Here is a 16,324-nt window from a genome sequence, read left to right as displayed (position 1 = left end):
TATTGTGCCGAGTTGTGTCGATTTCCAGCCACCTGCCGACCGCGCCCACGAACACCCGCGACCTGGCGGCCACCACGGGCATCGCCGAGCACTGGCACGACGAGCACCAGATCGTCTACGCCAGCAGCGGCGTGCTGGCCGTGCACACGGACCGGTCGCGCTGGATCGCACCCGCACACCGAGCGCTGTGGATTCCGGCGGGAACCGTGCATTCCCACCGCGCATACGGCGTCACGCGGCTGCATCTGTTCGGCTTTCCGCAGGAACTGAGCCCGTTGCCGGTGACCGAGCCGACCGTCCTCGCGGTCACCCCGCTGCTGCGCGAACTGCTGATCGCGTACACCGAACTCGGCGACGACCGCTCGACCCCGGCAGGCCAGCGGATGCGGGCGGTGCTGTTCGACCAGCTCACCCTCGCCCCGGAGCGTCCGGTGCAGGTGCCCGCCGCGCGCGATCCGCGGCTGGCCGCCGTGTGCCAGTTGCTGGAGGAGGATCCGTCCGACTCACGCAGCCTGGAAGCACTGGGCCGCACGGTCGGCGCCAGCGGCCGGACGCTGACCCGGCTGTTCCGCGCGGACACCGGCATGACGTTTCCGCAGTGGCGCACCCAATTGCGGCTCTACCACGCCCTGCGGCTGCTGGTGGAGGGCCGGTCAGTCACCGCGGTGGCGCAGTTGTGCGGATTCGCCACCACCAGCGCGTTCATCGACGTGTTCCGGCGTTCCCTGGGGCATACCCCGGGGTTTTACCTCCACAGTGGACAATCCGGTGACGCACCACGAGACTCGCCGCGAGCCGGTTGACGCCGAACGAGACGAGAATGAGCCCAGTCGCGTCGAGCAGCTGCGCACCGAGGACGCTGGCCAGCGCGAACGAGCCGATGCGGATCGCGAGAAACACCGCCCACAGCGCGATTCCCGGGCCGGTGAGCCGGTATTGCAGCCCGCCGGCCCGCCGGAAACGCGTCACGTACCCCATCGCGGTCCCGGTGCCCGCGACCAGCACGAGTTCGCCGGCCAGCAGCCAGTCCGCCGGCTGCAACCCGCCGTCCAGCTCGAAACCGAGGCAAACCAGCCCTGCCGCGATCACCGCCAGCGGCATCACCAGCATCCGCCGCGGTTCAGCGGACCGCCACTGGAACTGCCGCACGATCAGGATCCCGACCGCGAGCGCGATCAGCACGTCGCCGACCATCGCCAACTCCATCACTAGTGATACTTCCTCGAATGTATCACTAGTGATTGAATAGGGCCATGCGCGCCGCCGACCTGCATCTCCTCGCCCGCACCCTGCGTGAGATCGCCCTGACCAGCACCGGGAACACCGGCACGGACCAGGTCAACGCGGGAGAGCTGGCGGTGGTCGAGGACGTCTCGCGCAACCCCGGCGCGACGATCAGCGACGTGACGCGCCGGACCGGGCTGGCGCAGAGCCTCGTTTCCCGGATCACGCACCGGATGGCGGACGCGGGCGTCCTGCGCGTGCGGCCCGACGAAACCGACCGGCGCAAGTCGCGGCTGGAGATCGAACCGTCCGCGCGCGAGATGTTCCGCACCCGCGCGGACGGTTCGATCGCCTCAGCCCTCGCCGCGCACGCACCGAAACTCAGTGCCGCGCAACGGAAAGAACTCACCCACCACCTCGCGGAGGCGGAGCGGCTGCTGCGCGAAGGTCAGGAATAACTCCGCGGCGTCCACACGATCGACCGCCCGTCCGGGCCTTCCTCCACCACCGTGCGCGACGAGCCCACGATCAGCAGGCACCGCATGTCCACAGTAGACGGATAAAGCCCGCCCAACGTGGTCACGCGAATGTCCTCCTCCGGCCCGCCGACATCCCGGGCCACCACCACCGGCGTCTCCGGATCCCGGTGCCGCAGCAGGACTTCCCGCGCGTTCGCCAGCTGCGTCACCCGAGTCCGCGACGCCGGATTGTACAGCGCCAGCACCAAATCCGCCGCGCCAGCCGCGTCGAGGCGGCGTTCGATGATCTCCCACGGCTTCAACCGGTCCGAAAGGGACAGCACGCAATAGTCGTGCCCCAACGGCGCACCGACCCGGGACGCGGCCGCCTGTGCCGCCGTCACCCCGGGCACGATCCGCACCCGCGCGCCGGCGCCGTTTCCGGCCGAAACCTGTTCCAGCACCGCCGAAGCCATCGCGAACACGCCCGGGTCCCCGGACGACACTACGGCCACCCGCGCACCAGTCGAAGCCAGCTGCAGCGCCTCGACCGCCCGGTCCGCCTCGACCCGGTTCCCCGACGCGTGCCGCTGCTGTCCCGCCCGTTGCGGAACCCGCGCGACATACGGCCCGTAGCCGACGATGTGGTCCGCCGCCGCCAGTTCCGCCGACGCTTCCGGCGTCAGCCACTCCGGCCCGGCCGGACCGAGCCCGACGACCACGACCTCGCCGCCTTCCACCGGAACCGGAGCCGAAGAAACAGCCGCGGGCTCACCCTCCACTCGCGACTTGTAGGCCGGACTCGGCAAGAGCGCCAAGGAAAAGTACGGCACCGACTCCGGATCGACGTCCGCGAACGGCTCCACCCGCTGCTGTCCCCAGGTCGCCCGCTCGATGTACCAGGCGTCGTCGAGCTTGCCCGACTCCGCGAGCGCTTCCCGCACAGAACCGAAGGTACGGCCCAGTTTCAGCACCGCCGCCGCCTCGGTGTCCGCCAGCCGCCGCGCCAATTCGGGCGCTGGCAACGTTCCCGGCAGCACCGTGAGCACTTCGTCGCGCTGCACCAACGGACGGCCGAGCACCGACGCCGCCGCGCTCACCGACGTCACGCCGGGCACCACCTCGGCTTCGAACCGTCCGGCGAGCCGCTCGTGCATGTACATGTAGGAGCCGTAGAAGAACGGGTCGCCTTCGCACAACAGCACCACGTCGCGTCCCGCGTCGAGATGCTCGGCCAGCTTTTTCGCGCTCAGCTCGTAGAAATCGGCGATCGCGCCCTCGTAACCGCCGGGATGGTCGGTGGTCTCGGTGGTGACCGGATAGACGAGCCGCTCTTCCAGCTGCCCCTCGCGCAGATACGGCTCAGCCACCGACCGCGCGATGCTGCGCCCGTGCCGCGCGCTGTGGTACGCGATGACGTCCGCCTCGCCGATCAGCCGCGCCGCTTTGACCGTCATCAGTTCCGGATCGCCGGGTCCCAGCCCGACGCCGTACAGCCGCCCCGTCATTCGACCGCGCTCGCAATCGCGTTCACGGCACCGACCGCCATCGCACTGCCGCCGCGACGGCCGTGCACGACCAGGTACGGCGCGGGCGCGCGCTTCGCCAGTTCCACTTTGGACTCCGCCGCGCCGACAAACCCCACCGGCACCCCGATGATCGCGGCCGGTGCGCCGACTCCCTCGTCCAGCAGTTCCAGCAACCGGAACAACGCGGTCGGCGCGTTGCCGATCGCCACCACCGAACCGGGAAGCCGGTCCCGCCACAGTTCCAGCGCGGCGGCCGACCGCGTGGTGCCGAGCCGTTCGGCCAGCCCGGGCACGCCGGGGTCGTCCAAAGTGCACACGACGTCGTTCGCCGCGGGAAGCCGTTTGCGCGTGATGCCGCTGGCGATCATCTTCGCGTCGCACAGGATCGGCGCGCCCGCCTCCAGCGCGGCGCGGCCCGCCTCGACCACGTCGAGCGAGTACCGCAGGTCGTCGACCAGGTCGACCATGCCGCAGGAGTGGATCATCCGGACCGCGACGCCCGCGACGTCGTCGGGCAGGATCGCCAGGTCCGCCTCTTCGCGGATCGTGGCGAACGAGTGCCGGTAGATCTCGGCCCCGTCCCGCAGGTAGTCGATCACGAAGGTCCCTTTCTCGCCAACGCATCCGCCAACTCGGACGCCGGGGTCCAGCGTCCGTCGACACGGTAGCCGCCGGGTTCGGCGACAACGTCGCGGTGGGCGCCGGACGGTCGTCCGCACCGCCGTGCACAGCCCGAGACGTGCACCCGCTCCCCGTCCGCGACCAGTGTCGCCGCGTCCGCGCGGACATCGGCGAGAGACTTCGCACACCCCGGCGCGCCGACGCAGGCGCTAAGCTCCGCCGTCGCCGGATCCGTCGAGAGCCCGGCCGCGTGCAGGCGTTCGACGTCCGCGCCGCCGGGCAGCAGCACCGAACGCCACGGCGTGACCACGGCGTCGCCGAAGTCCGCGAGCGTGCGCAACTGAGCGGCCGTCAACTGCCCGAACCTCGGCGCAACGCCCACCGCCTCGCCGCCGTCATCGCGCCGGATCCTCCCGACCGTCGGGTCGATCCGCGTCGGACGTGCCTGGCGCGCTTCCCGCGGACCGTCCGGCAGCAGTGCCGAAGGATCGGCCAGTTCCCCGATCCGCCATGCCGAACCGCGCGTGCGCGCAAACGTTTCCGCCACCGTGAGCAGCGCGGACACCGCCTCGTCCCGCGGCACCAGCCAGCCGGAATCAGCCCCCGCCAGCAGCACCACCCCGGTCGACGAACTCACCGCACGCCAACACACGTCAGTGCCCACGACGTCGCCGCGCCCGTCGTCAAAACCGAACAGGAACCGCCCGGGCAGCTCGGCGAGTTCCGGCCGCGCGCACAGCGCACGATCCAGCGTCGCGGAAAGGCCCCGGACGTCCGCGAGCCCGCCCCGCACCCCGCTCAACGGCGAGGCCAGCACGTTCCGCACGCGCTCGTGACTGGGCGACGGCAGCAGCCCGGCTTCGGTCAGCCGTCCGGCCAAGCCCTGCCGGTGCACGCCGCGCAACTGGACGTTCGCTCGCGAGGTCAGATGGACGTCGCCGTCGCCGAGGTCTTCCGCACAGGTTGCCAACGCGCGCAACCGATCCGCGGTCACCACGCCGCCGGGAAGCCGGACCCTGGCGAGCGGCCCGTCCGCCGCGTCGTGCGTCGCGAAGACTCCAGGGCAGGCGTCGGCGCGCACGCGGGCAGGGCTGGGCATGGCGCTCACTGTAACCCGCGGCTGTTTTAACAGGCTTGCGATCATATGTAGTACATCTGCTACATTCCATCGCACAGGCAGGATGGGGGTCATCCAATGAGAGATCAAGCGGACACCGTGCTCCGCGTCGAAGGCCTACGCATGCGGTACGGCGCGAACGACGTGCTGCACGGCACGTCGTTCACCGCGCACCGCGGCGAGGTGCTCTGTCTGCTCGGCCCGAACGGGGCGGGCAAGACCACGACGATCGAAATCCTCGAGGGGTTCCGCATGCGGTCCGCCGGCGAGGTGTCCGTGCTGGGCACCGACCCGGCACGCGGCGGCGAGGACTGGAGGGCGCGGCTGGGGGTCGTCCTGCAGTCCTGGCGCGACCACGGGAAATGGCGCGTGCGCGAGCTGCTCGACCTGCTCGGGTCGTTCTACTCGCCGTACTCCACCGACCGGATCCGGCGGCCGTGGGACACCGACGAGCTGATCGAGGCGGTCGGGCTTTCCGAGCACGCGGGCAAGAAGATCCGGATGCTGTCCGGCGGGCAGCGGCGCAGGCTGGACGTGGCGATCGGCATCGTCGGCCGCCCCGAACTGCTGTTCCTGGACGAGCCGACCGCCGGGTTCGACCCCATGGCGCGCCGCGATTTCCACGAGCTCGTGCACCGGCTCGCCGACGACGACACGACGATCCTGCTCACCACGCACGACCTCGACGAGGCCGAGAAGCTCGCCGACCGGATCCTGATCCTGAGCGGCGGCCACATCGTCGCCGACGGGTCGCCGGACCAGCTGAGCAGGCAGATCGCGGGCGAGGCCGAAGTGCGCTGGACGCTCGACGGGCAGCGGTTCGTGCACTCGACCACGGAGGCGACGAAGTACGTGTACGAGTTGTTCAAGCAGCACGGCGAAGCGGTCGCCGACCTGGAGGTCCGGCGCGCGTCGCTGGAGGAGACCTACCTGACGCTCGTGCAGCGCGCGGAGTCCGGGCTGACCTCGGCGGGTGCGCGATGACGGTATCGGCGCAGCGAACCGCGGCGAGGGTGGGGCTCCGCCGCGGGTTCATCGAATTCCGCCAGCAATGGACGAACCGGGACGACTTGCTGGGCCAGATCATCTGGCTGGGGATGATCTTCGGCACGCTGATCTTCATGCGCGGCGCGCAGTTGCCCGGCACGTCGTTCTCGCTGGGCACGGCGACGGTGCCGAGCGTGATCGGGGCGGGCATCGTGTTCAACGGCCTGTCCGCCGTCGCCGGGGCGCTGATCGTCGACCGCGAGGACGGCACGCTGCTGCGCGCCAAGGCGACGCCGAACGGGATGCTCGGCTACCTGATCGGCAAGGTCACGACGTTCTCGATGGTGCAGGTCGCGGGCATCGTCGTGATGCTGGTGCCGTCCCTGTTCCTGTTCGAGGGGCTGGCCCCGGACGGGTTCTTCTCGATCCTGCACCTGGTGTGGGTGCTCGCCGCGGGCCTGGTCGCGACCATGCCGATCGGCGCGGCGATCGGCTCGCTGATCCAGGATTCGCGGATGATGGCCCTGGTCATGCTGCCGATGCTCGGGCTCGGCGCGATCTCCGGGATCTTCTACCCGATCACCGCGCTGCCGGTCTGGCTGCAGGACGTCGCGCAGGTCTTCCCGATGTACTGGCTCGGCCTCGGCATGCGTTCGGCGCTGCTGCCCGACCAGGCGGTCGTCGTCGAAATCGGGCAGTCGTGGCGGCCGTGGGCGACCCTGGGGGTGCTGCTCGCGTGGGCCGTGATCGGATTGGTGCTGGCCCCGATCCTGCTGAAGCGGATGGCCCGGCGCGAATCGGGGTCGTCGGTGGCGGCGCGACGGGAAAGGGCACTTCAGCGTGTGTGAGGCGCGGTGAGCGAGAACGTCTACAACCGCATCGCGGTGCTGCGCGCCGAACGCGGCATCTCGCGGCGGCAGCTCGCGGACGCACTCGGCGTGCACTACCAGACCATCGGGTACCTGGAGCGCGGCGAGTACAGCCCGAGCCTGTACCTGGCGTTGCGGATCGCGGAGTTCTTCGAGGTCGCGGTGGAGGTGCTCTTCTCCACCGCGCCCTTCCCGCGGATCGGGGACGAAAGCAAGCCCGCGTGAGGGTCTGCTCACCTTGACGGCGCCGGTGCGCCCGGCGAGAGTAAGAGCGCACACGCGTCGGCACGCGGAGGAACCCGGTGGAAATCCGGGGCGGTCCCGCCACTGTGACCGGCGGCCCCGCGGCCGCCGTCAGCCAGGAACTCCCGCCGGCGTGCCCGACGACCCGGGGCGCGGACACCCCGAGTGAGGAACGCCGTGATCCTGCTGCTGTCCACTTCGGACACCGACCTGCTCAGCGCCCGGGCCAGCGGCGCGGACTACCGCCTCGGCAACCCGTCCCGGCTTCCCCTCGGCGATCTGCCCGGGCTGCTGGACGGCGTGTCGATCGTCGTCGTCCGGATCCTGGGCACGCCGCGGACCTGGCAAGAAGGCTTGGACACGCTGCGCGCGTCGGGTGCGCACGTGGTCGTGCTCGGCGGCGAGCAGACGCCGGACGCGGAGCTGATGAAGCTCTCCACCACGCCCGCCGGGATCGCCGCGCAAGCGCATCTGTACCTCGCGCAGGGCGGTCCGGAGAACCTCACGCAGCTGCACCGCTTCCTGTCCGACACGCTGCTGCTCACCGGCGAAGGCTTCGAACCGCCCGCCGAACTGCCGTCGTGGGGCGTGCTTTCGCGGCCCGCTTCCTCGAACGACGGCCCGGTCATCGGGATCCTCTACTACCGGGCGCACCACCTGTCCGGGAACACCGGTTTCGTGCACGCGCTGGCCGACGCGGTCGAATCCGCGGGCGGGCGGGCGTTGCCGATCCACACCGCGTCCTTGCGCACGCGCGCGCCGGAGATGATGGCTGAGCTGGGCAAGGTCGACGCCCTGCTGGTCACCGTGCTGGCGGCGGGCGGCACCCGTCCGTCGGAAGCCGGGGCCGGCGGGGACGACGAATCCTGGGACGTCGCGGAGATGGCCGCGCTGGACGTGCCCGTGCTGCAGGCGTTGTGCCTGACCAGCGACCGCGAAACCTGGTCCGCCAGCGACGACGGCCTGTCCCCGCTCGACGCGGGCAACCAGATGGCGGTACCCGAGTTCGACGGCCGGATCATCACCGTCCCGTTCTCCTTCAAGGAATTCGACGACGACGGCCTCCCCCGCTACATCGCCGACGCCGAACGCGCCTCCCGCGTCGCGCGCATCGCTCTCGCGCACGCCCGGCTCCGCCACACCCCGCCCGCTTCCCGGCGGATCGCCCTGATGCTGTCCGCGTACCCGACGAAGCATTCGCGCGTCGGCAACGCCGTCGGCCTCGACACCCCCGCGTCGGCGATCAAACTCCTGCGCCTCATGCGCGAACGCGGCTACGACCTCGGCCCCGAGGCTTTCCCCGGCGTCGACCCGACCGGCACCGACCAGCCGGACGGCGACGCGTTGATCCACGCCCTGATCGCCGCGGGCGGCCAGGACCCCGAATGGCTCACCGAAGAACAGCTCTCCGGCAACCCGATCCGCGTCCCCGCCGCCCGCTACCGCGCCTGGTTCGCTGCCTTGCCGGTCGAGTTGCGAGAGGCGATGGAAGAACACTGGGGCCCCGCACCGGGTTCGCTGTATGTCGACACGTCGGCAAACCCCGAGGGCGACATCGTCCTGGCGTCGCTGCAGTCCGGCAACGTCATCCTGATGATCCAGCCGCCGCGCGGATTCGGCGAGAACCCGGTCGCGATCTACCACAACCCGGACCTGCCGCCGAGCCACCATTACCTCGCCGCCTACCGCTGGCTGGAAGAGGAATTCGGCGCGCACGCCGTCGTCCACCTCGGCAAACACGGTTCGCTGGAATGGCTGCCCGGCAAGACCGCGGGCCTTTCCGCCGCCTGCGCCCCCGACGCCGTACTGGGCAATCTGCCGTTGGTGTACCCGTTCCTGATCAACGACCCCGGCGAAGGCGCGCAAGCGAAACGCCGCGCGCACGCGACGATCGTGGACCACCTGGTCCCGCCGATGGCCCGCGCCGAGTCCTACGGCGACCTGGCCCGGCTCGAGCAGTTGCTGGACGAGCACGCCAACATCGCCGCGATGGACCCGGCGAAGCTCCCGGCGATCCGCGCCCAGATCTGGACCCTCATCCAGGCCGCGAAACTCGACCACGACCTCGGTGTCGAGGAACGCCCGCACGACGCGGAGTTCGACGACTTCCTGCTGCACATCGACGGCTGGCTGTGCGAGGTCAAGGACGCCCAGATCCGCGACGGCCTGCACATCCTGGGCGAGGCCCCGGTCGGCGAGGCGCGGGTCAACCTGGTGCTGGCGATGCTCCGAGCCCAGCAAATGTGGGGCGGCAAGCAAGGCGCCGTCCCTGGCCTGCGCTCCGCATTGGGGTTGAAGGAAAACTCGGACGCCCCGCTGTCCGAAGTAGACGCTATCGAGGCGACAGCGCACACGCTGGTTTCCCGGATGGAAACCCACTCGTGGTCCCCCGCTTCGGTTTCTCCCGTGGTCACCGAGGTGCTGGGCGCTTTTGACGCCGAAGTCGCCCGCGTCCTGACCTTCGCCGCCACCGAGATCGTCCCCCGCCTGGCAGGCACCTCGTCCGAAGTGGACGCCGTCCTGCACGCCCTCGACGGCGGCTACATCCCGGCCGGCCCGAGCGGTTCCCCGTTGCGCGGCTTGGTCAACGTCCTGCCGACCGGCCGCAACTTCTACACCGTCGACCCGAAGGCCATCCCCAGCCGCCTGGCGTGGGAAACCGGCCAGGCGCTGGCGGACTCCCTGCTCCGCCGCTACCGCGAAGACACCGGTGACTGGCCGCGATCCGTCGGCCTCTCGGTGTGGGGCACCTCCGCCATGCGCACCTCCGGCGACGACGCCGCGGAAGTCCTGGCGCTGCTGGGCATCCAGCCGGTCTGGGACGAGGCTTCCCGTCGGGTGACCGGCATCGAGCCCATCCCGCTGTCCGAACTGGGCCGTCCCCGGATCGACGTGACAGTCCGCATCAGCGGCTTCTTCCGCGACGCCTTCCCGCACGTCATCACTCTGCTGGACGACGCCGTCCGCCTGGCCGCGTCCCTGGACGAACCCGAAGCCGACAACTACGTCCGCGCCCACGTCAACGCAGACCTGGCCGCCCACGGCGACAACCGCCGCGCCACGACCCGCATCTTCGGTTCCAAACCAGGCGCCTACGGAGCCGGCCTGCTCCCCTTGATGGACTCCGGAAACTGGCGTGACGACAAGGACTTAGCGGAAGTCTATGCGGTCTGGGGCGGCTTCGCATACGGCCGGGATCTGGACGGCCGCCCTGCCCGCGAGGACATGGAATCGTCGTACAAACGCATTGTGGTAGCCGCGAAGAACACGGACACCCGCGAACACGACATCGCCGACTCGGACGACTATTTCCAGTACCACGGCGGAATGATCGCCACCGTCCGCGCCCTGACCGGCTCCGCACCCGCGTCCTACGTCGGCGACTCCACCACCCCCGACGCCGTCCGCACCCGTACTTTGGGCGAAGAAACGGCCCGCGTCTTCCGCGCCCGGGTCGTCAACCCGCGCTGGCTGTCCGCGATGCGCCGCCACGGTTACAAGGGTGCCTTCGAACTCGCGGCAACCGTGGATTACCTCTTCGGCTTCGACGCCACCGCGGGCGTGGTGGGCGACTGGATGTACGAGAAGCTCTCGCAGTCGTACGTTTTGGACGAGGAAAACCAGCAGTTCCTGCGGGACGCGAACCCGTGGGCGTTGCGGGGAATCATCGAACGCCTGACGGAAGCCGCGGACCGGGGTCTGTGGGAAGAGCCGCATCCGGAGTTGATGGCCCAGATGCGCGAGGTTTACCTGACGCTGGAAGGCGATCTGGAGAGCGACTGAGCCCTAGTTGCACCGGGGTGCGGGCCGATCCGCAACCCGGTGCCAACGCTTCTCCTGCCGCGACGCGGGCCCACCAGCGCTCTCCCCGCCTCAGCCGTCGCACAGCACTTTCGCCACGCCACTGGCCAGCCGTTCGACGCCCTGGGCACGCCCCGACCCACGCCTCTTCCATCGCCAGCACACGCCCTTTCGGCCGCACCCGCTAGGCCAACTGCGGCCCCAGCCGCCCACCCCCGCGAAGGTCCGCCGAACAGCCCCCTGACCCTCGCCCTACCGCCAAGCCCGCCCCGCCCAACCACGCCACCACCACAGCTCACGCCACCAGTCACCGAACCTCCCCCGCCGAGCAGCCACCGCGACCCCCGACCGGCGCCCCCGGCTCGCGCCTGCCCAGTCCAACCGCACCGTCACCGTCTCCCCCTCTCCCCAGCGGACCACTCGCCCCGGCGGTCCGCGTCCTTTTGCGCGGAACCGTTGCGTCACAAGGGCTAACCCGCCGCACCGAATTCAGGCATACCTCCCGAACCAGCCCCCCGCCGGACAAGAGCAGCCGACCGCACCTTGACTTCATAATGGTCTAGTCCAATGCTTACCGCATTCATTTTCCGAATGCTCGCCGGAGGACAGATGCAGCGAAGCAGACTGGCCGCCACACTCGTCGCCGCCGCTACCGTGGCCGGGGCGGCCGCCGTCGTGGCCGCGACCGCCCACGCGCAGACCGGGGCGTCGACCGGCCTCGACAACAACTGGTACGCCGCCGCGCCGTACCTCATGCCGCAGAGCAACAACCCGCCGGACCCGGTGACCGTCATGAACGCGACCGGGCAGAAAGCGTTCCAGCTGGCCTTCATCCTCGCGCCGAAGGGCGGCGGATGCAGCCCCACCTGGGACGGCACCTCGCCGGTTTCCTCGGACACGACCGTCGGCGACGCGATCAACCGCATCCGCGGCAACGGCGGCGACGTGTCGGTCTCGGTCGGTGGCTACGGCGGCACGAAACTGGGCCAGACCTGCGGCACCGTCGACGCGACCGCCGCGGCCTACCAGCAGGTCGTCGCGAAATACAACCTGAAAGCCATCGACTTCGACCTCGAAGAACCCGAGTACGAAGACACCGCGGCCATCGCGAACGAACTCGGCGCCGCGAAGAAACTGCAGGCGGACAACCCCGGCCTTTTCGTCTCGGTGACCATGCCGGGAACCGCCGCGGGCACCGGCTGGTTCGGCACCCAGCTGCTGGACCAGGCGAAGTCGATCGGCTTCTCTCCCAACAACTTCTCGATCATGCCGTTCGACGGCGGTTTCAGCGGCGGCGGTGCGTCGCAGGTGTCGGCGCTCGAGGCGTTCCACGGCTTGCTTCAAAGCCACCTGGGCTGGGACAGCGCCACCGCGTACGCGCACGAGGGTTTCTCGGGAATGAACGGGAAATCCGACAGTTCGGAATACTTCAACGTTTCCGATTTCCAGACCGTGTACGACTACGCGACGAGCCACCACCTCGGCCGGTTCACGTTCTGGGCGGTGAACCGCGACCGGCAATGCACGACGACAACCGACAACAGCGTGTGCTCGAACGTCCAGCAAAACGACTGGGACTTCACGAAGTTCACCACCCGGTTCGCCGGCGCGACCCCGCCGCAGACCACTCCGCCGACGAGCCCGACCAGTCCGACCAGCAATCCTCCGGGAACCTGTTCGGCGCCGGAATGGCAGAAAACGCAGGTTTACACCGGCGGTGCCGTGGTTGCGCACAACAGCCACAAATGGACCGCCAAATGGTGGACCCAGGGCGAGGAACCCGGCACGACCGGCCAATGGGGCGTCTGGACCGACAACGGCGGCTGCTGACCGGCTAGTTTTCCCGATCGGGCGCTGCGACGCGGATTCCGTGCCGCAGCGCCCGATCGTCCGACGCTCAGGGCCGAACGCCGGGCAAGTGCGTATTCGCCCGCCGGACTTCCGACGCCAGCGCCGGGACTTCGATCACCCGTCGTCCGGCCGCGACAAGCCGCTCGACCCCTTCGGCCTCGACGAACAACGACGGTTCCCGCCAGGCCATCACCACTCGCGGAATGGCGGTTTCGAGGATCAGCTGCGTGCAGCTTTTGGGGTGGGACGCGCGATCGCTGCACGGTTCGAGCGAGCTGTACATGGTCGCGTCGGCGAGTCGCGGGTCGTGCGGATCGAGCTTCGCCAGCGCCGCTTCTTCCGCATGATTGCGCGGATCGCCTTCGCCGGAATGCCCGGTGGCGAGCACCGTCCCGTCCGGCAGCCCGACGACCGCGCCGACCCGGAACGTCGAACTCGGCGGGCATTCGTCGGCGAGCTCGATGGCCTGCCGCAACCGCAGCAGATCGAGCGACGAAGGTTCGACCGCCGCGCGGTACCGCAGCACCGCGACTTCTCCGAGCCGTCGCACTTCCGTCAGTTCCAGCGGTCGCGGAAACGCGCCCGGCCCGAGAAACCGCGGCGCCCGCGGGTCGCCGACCATGATCGGCGCGATCGCGAGCCGGAGTTCGTCGGCGAGCCCGGCGTCGAGGAACTGCGTGTGCACCGCCCCGCCGCCCTCGACGAGCAGCGTCCGGATCCCGCGCGCGCCGAGGTCGTCCAGGATGTGCTCGAGCCGCGGCGGACTGCCGACCTCCACGACAGTCGCGACCGCACTCAAGCTGTCCGCGCTGCCTCGCGGCGCGTAGACGAGCTTCTCGGTGTCGCCGACGGTGAAGAACCGCGCCGCCGGATCGAGCTTGCCGCTGCTGGTGACCGTCACCTTGACCGGTTGCTCCGGCCGCCCCGCCGCGACCCGCTCGCGGCGGAGTTCGGCGGAGCGCACGAGGAGCCGCGGGTTGTCGGCCCGCACCGTGCCCGCGCCGACGAGGATCGCGTCGGCCTCGGCACGGAGCCGGTCGACCTCCGCGAAGTCGTCCTCGTTGGACAGGAGCAGACGGGTGGCGCCGGCGTCGTCGAGGTAGCCGTCCAGCGATTGCGCCGCGGACAGCAGGACGTGCGGCCGCCCGGTCATCGTGCCCATCCGCTCATCGTGCTCCGGCCAGGTCAGGCGGGCACTACGGCGTACTGGCGGACGTACAGGTCGGTGTAGGTCACCGGCCCGCGCGGCCCCGGCACCCGGTCGAGGTTGATGCCGGTTTCGGGCACCGCGAGCAGCTTGAAGCCGTCCAGCAGCCGGGTCGGCGCGTTCCAGAACACGCCCGTGCCGGTGTAGCCGTCGAAGAACCGCTCCGCGGCCGCCGGGTCCTCGGTCGCGATCCCCGCGGCGAGCCCGGACGTGCGCTCGTTCGCGATCTCGACCGCGTCGACGAGCCCGCCGACCTTCTCCACGGTGACGGTCGCCTCCCGCTCGGAGTCCAGCGCCCACTCGTAGCCGATCGGATGCTCGTGCGGCGCGAGCGAAGGCGTGACGCCGCGCTCGGCCAGCGCCGACTCGATCTGCGGCCACACCGTGTCGTGCACGTCCTCGTGGATCAGCAGCAGGTTCAGCCGGTTGCAGACGCCGAGCCGGTCGAGGCTCGAGAACACGAGGTCACGAACCTTGCCCGCATCCGCCGCGGCGTCGACGTACAGCACACCGCCGCCGTCAGCGTGCGCCAACGTGCGCACCCCGTGCACCGCGGCCTCGGTCGCCAGCGCGCGCGTGCTGTCGCCACTGCCGCGCAGGATGACCAGCGGTACAAGCCCAGGCAGCCGAACCAGCGCTGACGCGGCTTCCCGCTCCACGCGCGGCACCAACTGCACGACGTCCGGGTTGATCCCAGCGGCCTCGAGCGCGGGCGCGATCACGACGTCCCGCAACCGCTGCGCCGAGCCAAGCGCCGCCGACCCGGTCCGCAGCACGCCGCCGTTGCGCGACTTGACCAGCTGCGACGCCACGTCGACCGTCACGTTCGGCCGCGCCTCGTAGTTCGCGCCGATGACGCCAACCGGACGCCGCCGTTCGACCAGCCGCAGCCCACCGTCCAGCGTGGACACGTCGACGGCCCGCTCCTGGTGCGGCGCGCCGGCCAGCAGACGCAGCTGATCGGCCATCCCGTCGAGCCGCTCGGGCGTGATGGTGAGCCGGTCGAGCAGACCAGCGCTCATCCCGTCGGCCGTAGCCTTGGCAACATCGGCCCGGTTGGCCTCAAGCACCTCGTCCCGGTGCGCGACGAGCCGCTCCGCCATCCCGACGAGCGCCGCGTCCACCGCCTCGTCCCCGGCGGCAGCCAACGACGGCGCAGCCGCCTTCGCCGCCCGCGCACACTCCTCGACGGCCTTCGCGACCTCGTCCATCGCCTGTCTCCCTCCGGCGGCTCAGCAGACGTCCAGTCTGCCGGACACCCGCCTCTGACCTGCATCGGGACCCTCATCGCGGGCCAGACGCCGGGACGCACCGACCGACCACGAGAGGCTTCCCATGAGTTCCGGAAACCTACCAAAGGCAGCGGCACGCTCAACCAACGAGCAGCCTTCTGCCGACGTGGAGCCGGGATTGCCGCCGTGGTCGTAGGCGCGACACTGCTTGCGCCCGTGGGCTTGGGCAGTACGAAACGCGTCCACGACCGTTGGGCGACGAGGTCGCGATCGCCAAGGCCGGAGCACCCGCGCACAGCTCCTGGCCAAGCGCGACGCGTGCTGGCATCCGACAGGCTTCCAGACCCCAACGTCGCTCGAAAGCAACGAGTGCGCGCCCTTCTGATCAGACCGCCGGAACACGTGCTGTTCGACAGTCAGACGCCTGAGCTAAGTGGACATCACCGCCGTAACGAACGGAGCAGCACACACGACTACAAACCACCTCAGGCCAAGGAGCACCGCATGATCAAGGGCCTCGCCATCTTCGCCGCAGCGGCCGCAGCGACCGTCACCCTCACCGCCTGCTCCGGTGGTAACGCCAGCGGTCTCGGCGCCAGTGGTTTGACTCCCACCTCAGCTTCGACGCCCAGCTACCCGCCGCAAGAGTCCTGCCCTCCACTCAAAGCCGGACAGTCATGCATCAACGGGCAACTGGTCGAATCCAGCCCCACCAGCGAGACTCCCCAGGCCCTGACGAGTTCGCCCGCCGAGACTCCGCAATCCCCTCCTCCGGTCGAGTCCAGCCCAGCGAGCGAGGCACCGCAGTACCCGCCCCAGGTCGAGCAGGCCCGCGACTCCGCGCTGTCCTATCTCAACTACACCGCTTTCTCACGAAACGGCCTGATCGATCAGCTGTCCTCCAAGTACGGCGACAGCTACCCGAAGAACGTCGCCACCCAGGCGGTGGACAGCCTGGACGTCGACTGGAACGAACAGGCAGCCAAGGCGGCGCAGTCATACCTGGACTACACCTCGTTCTCGTGCACCGGCCTGATCCAGCAGCTGTCCTCGAAATACGGTGAGAAGTTCACCAGTGCCCAGGCCAAGTTCGGCGCGCACCAAACGAAGGCGTGCAAATGACATCCGACGCGTGACCAACGCCGAACAGCTCCCGCACCCCTCACCGCCGCGTCGTGGCTGATC

Annotated in this window: 14 protein-coding genes and 1 riboswitch; of the genes, 8 read left to right on the top strand and 6 right to left on the bottom strand. The window is 69.9% G+C overall.

The window, feature by feature from the left end:
• Nucleotides 1-14 precede the first annotated feature (14 nt).
• On the top strand, nt 15-803 hold the full coding sequence (locus PUT80_RS34385) for a helix-turn-helix transcriptional regulator (protein ID WP_051729370.1): 789 nt from the start codon (nt 15-17) through the stop codon (nt 801-803).
• Here the strand turns inward: PUT80_RS34385 and PUT80_RS34380 are convergent.
• Complete coding sequence (locus PUT80_RS34380) at nt 703-1,206, bottom strand: hypothetical protein (protein ID WP_275294627.1); 504 nt, start codon at nt 1,204-1,206, stop codon at nt 703-705. The genes PUT80_RS34385 and PUT80_RS34380 overlap by 101 nt on opposite strands.
• Before the next feature lie 47 nt (nt 1,207-1,253).
• Between PUT80_RS34380 and PUT80_RS34375 the strand changes: the two genes are divergently transcribed.
• Nucleotides 1,254-1,682 carry a helix-turn-helix domain-containing protein gene (locus PUT80_RS34375; protein ID WP_051729372.1) on the top strand — a complete coding sequence of 143 codons (429 nt, stop codon included), beginning with the start codon at nt 1,254-1,256 and terminating at the stop codon, nt 1,680-1,682.
• Here PUT80_RS34375 and PUT80_RS34370 read toward each other — a convergent pair.
• The 3 genes from PUT80_RS34370 to cobG are packed head-to-tail and all read right to left on the bottom strand — an operon-like array spanning nt 1,673 to nt 4,931.
• Nucleotides 1,673-3,190, bottom strand: coding sequence for a precorrin-2 C(20)-methyltransferase (locus PUT80_RS34370; protein ID WP_275294626.1), 1,518 nt, complete (start codon nt 3,188-3,190; stop codon nt 1,673-1,675). The genes PUT80_RS34375 and PUT80_RS34370 overlap by 10 nt on opposite strands.
• Nucleotides 3,187-3,810: a precorrin-8X methylmutase gene (locus tag PUT80_RS34365; RefSeq protein ID WP_037817617.1), complete on the bottom strand. Its 624-nt coding sequence runs from the start codon at nt 3,808-3,810 to the stop codon at nt 3,187-3,189. Before PUT80_RS34365 ends, PUT80_RS34370 begins: the two co-directional genes overlap by 4 nt.
• Nucleotides 3,807-4,931, bottom strand: a complete 1,125-nt coding sequence (gene cobG, locus PUT80_RS34360; protein ID WP_037817619.1) for a precorrin-3B synthase — start codon at nt 4,929-4,931, stop codon at nt 3,807-3,809. Before cobG ends, PUT80_RS34365 begins: the two co-directional genes overlap by 4 nt.
• Nucleotides 4,932-5,027: 96 nt before the next feature.
• Between cobG and PUT80_RS34355 the strand changes: the two genes are divergently transcribed.
• The 5 genes from PUT80_RS34355 (at nt 5,028) to PUT80_RS34335 (ending at nt 12,679) form a co-directional block, all read left to right on the top strand.
• Nucleotides 5,028-5,933, top strand: coding sequence for an ABC transporter ATP-binding protein (locus PUT80_RS34355; RefSeq protein WP_037817620.1), 906 nt, complete (start codon nt 5,028-5,030; stop codon nt 5,931-5,933).
• Nucleotides 5,930-6,784 (top strand): ABC transporter permease, encoded by an 855-nt coding sequence (locus PUT80_RS34350; RefSeq protein ID WP_037817621.1) that lies wholly within the window; start codon nt 5,930-5,932, stop codon nt 6,782-6,784. The genes PUT80_RS34355 and PUT80_RS34350 overlap by 4 nt, the downstream gene beginning before the upstream one ends.
• Before the next feature lie 6 nt (nt 6,785-6,790).
• Nucleotides 6,791-7,030 carry a helix-turn-helix transcriptional regulator gene (locus PUT80_RS34345; protein ID WP_037354504.1) on the top strand — a complete coding sequence of 80 codons (240 nt, stop codon included), beginning with the start codon at nt 6,791-6,793 and terminating at the stop codon, nt 7,028-7,030.
• 67 nt (nt 7,031-7,097) lie between these two features.
• A riboswitch (cobalamin riboswitch) is annotated at nt 7,098-7,173 on the top strand.
• Between the two features lie 52 nt (nt 7,174-7,225).
• Nucleotides 7,226-10,831 (top strand): cobaltochelatase subunit CobN, encoded by a 3,606-nt coding sequence (gene cobN / locus PUT80_RS34340; RefSeq protein ID WP_275294639.1) that lies wholly within the window; start codon nt 7,226-7,228, stop codon nt 10,829-10,831.
• A gap of 627 nt (nt 10,832-11,458) precedes the next feature.
• Complete coding sequence (locus tag PUT80_RS34335; protein WP_275294625.1) at nt 11,459-12,679, top strand: chitinase; 1,221 nt, start codon at nt 11,459-11,461, stop codon at nt 12,677-12,679.
• A gap of 67 nt (nt 12,680-12,746) precedes the next feature.
• Here PUT80_RS34335 and PUT80_RS34330 read toward each other — a convergent pair whose 3' ends face one another.
• Nucleotides 12,747-13,853, bottom strand: coding sequence for a dihydrofolate reductase family protein (locus PUT80_RS34330; protein ID WP_238608274.1), 1,107 nt, complete (start codon nt 13,851-13,853; stop codon nt 12,747-12,749).
• Nucleotides 13,854-13,885: 32 nt separating this feature from the next.
• Nucleotides 13,886-15,118: an aldehyde dehydrogenase family protein gene (locus PUT80_RS34325; protein WP_134730406.1), complete on the bottom strand. Its 1,233-nt coding sequence runs from the start codon at nt 15,116-15,118 to the stop codon at nt 13,886-13,888.
• A gap of 525 nt (nt 15,119-15,643) precedes the next feature.
• On the opposite strand from PUT80_RS34325, the gene PUT80_RS34320 reads away from it, so the two are divergent.
• Nucleotides 15,644-16,261 (top strand): Ltp family lipoprotein, encoded by a 618-nt coding sequence (locus tag PUT80_RS34320; protein ID WP_078870659.1) that lies wholly within the window; start codon nt 15,644-15,646, stop codon nt 16,259-16,261.
• Nucleotides 16,262-16,324: the final 63 nt, after the last annotated feature.

Origin of the sequence: Amycolatopsis sp. La24, from assembly GCF_029087445.1 — a bacterium.
Lineage (GTDB): Bacteria > Actinomycetota > Actinomycetes > Mycobacteriales > Pseudonocardiaceae > Amycolatopsis > Amycolatopsis nivea.
Note: the sequence above shows the minus strand (reverse complement) of the source record. Positions and strands in the feature narration are given on the sequence as shown.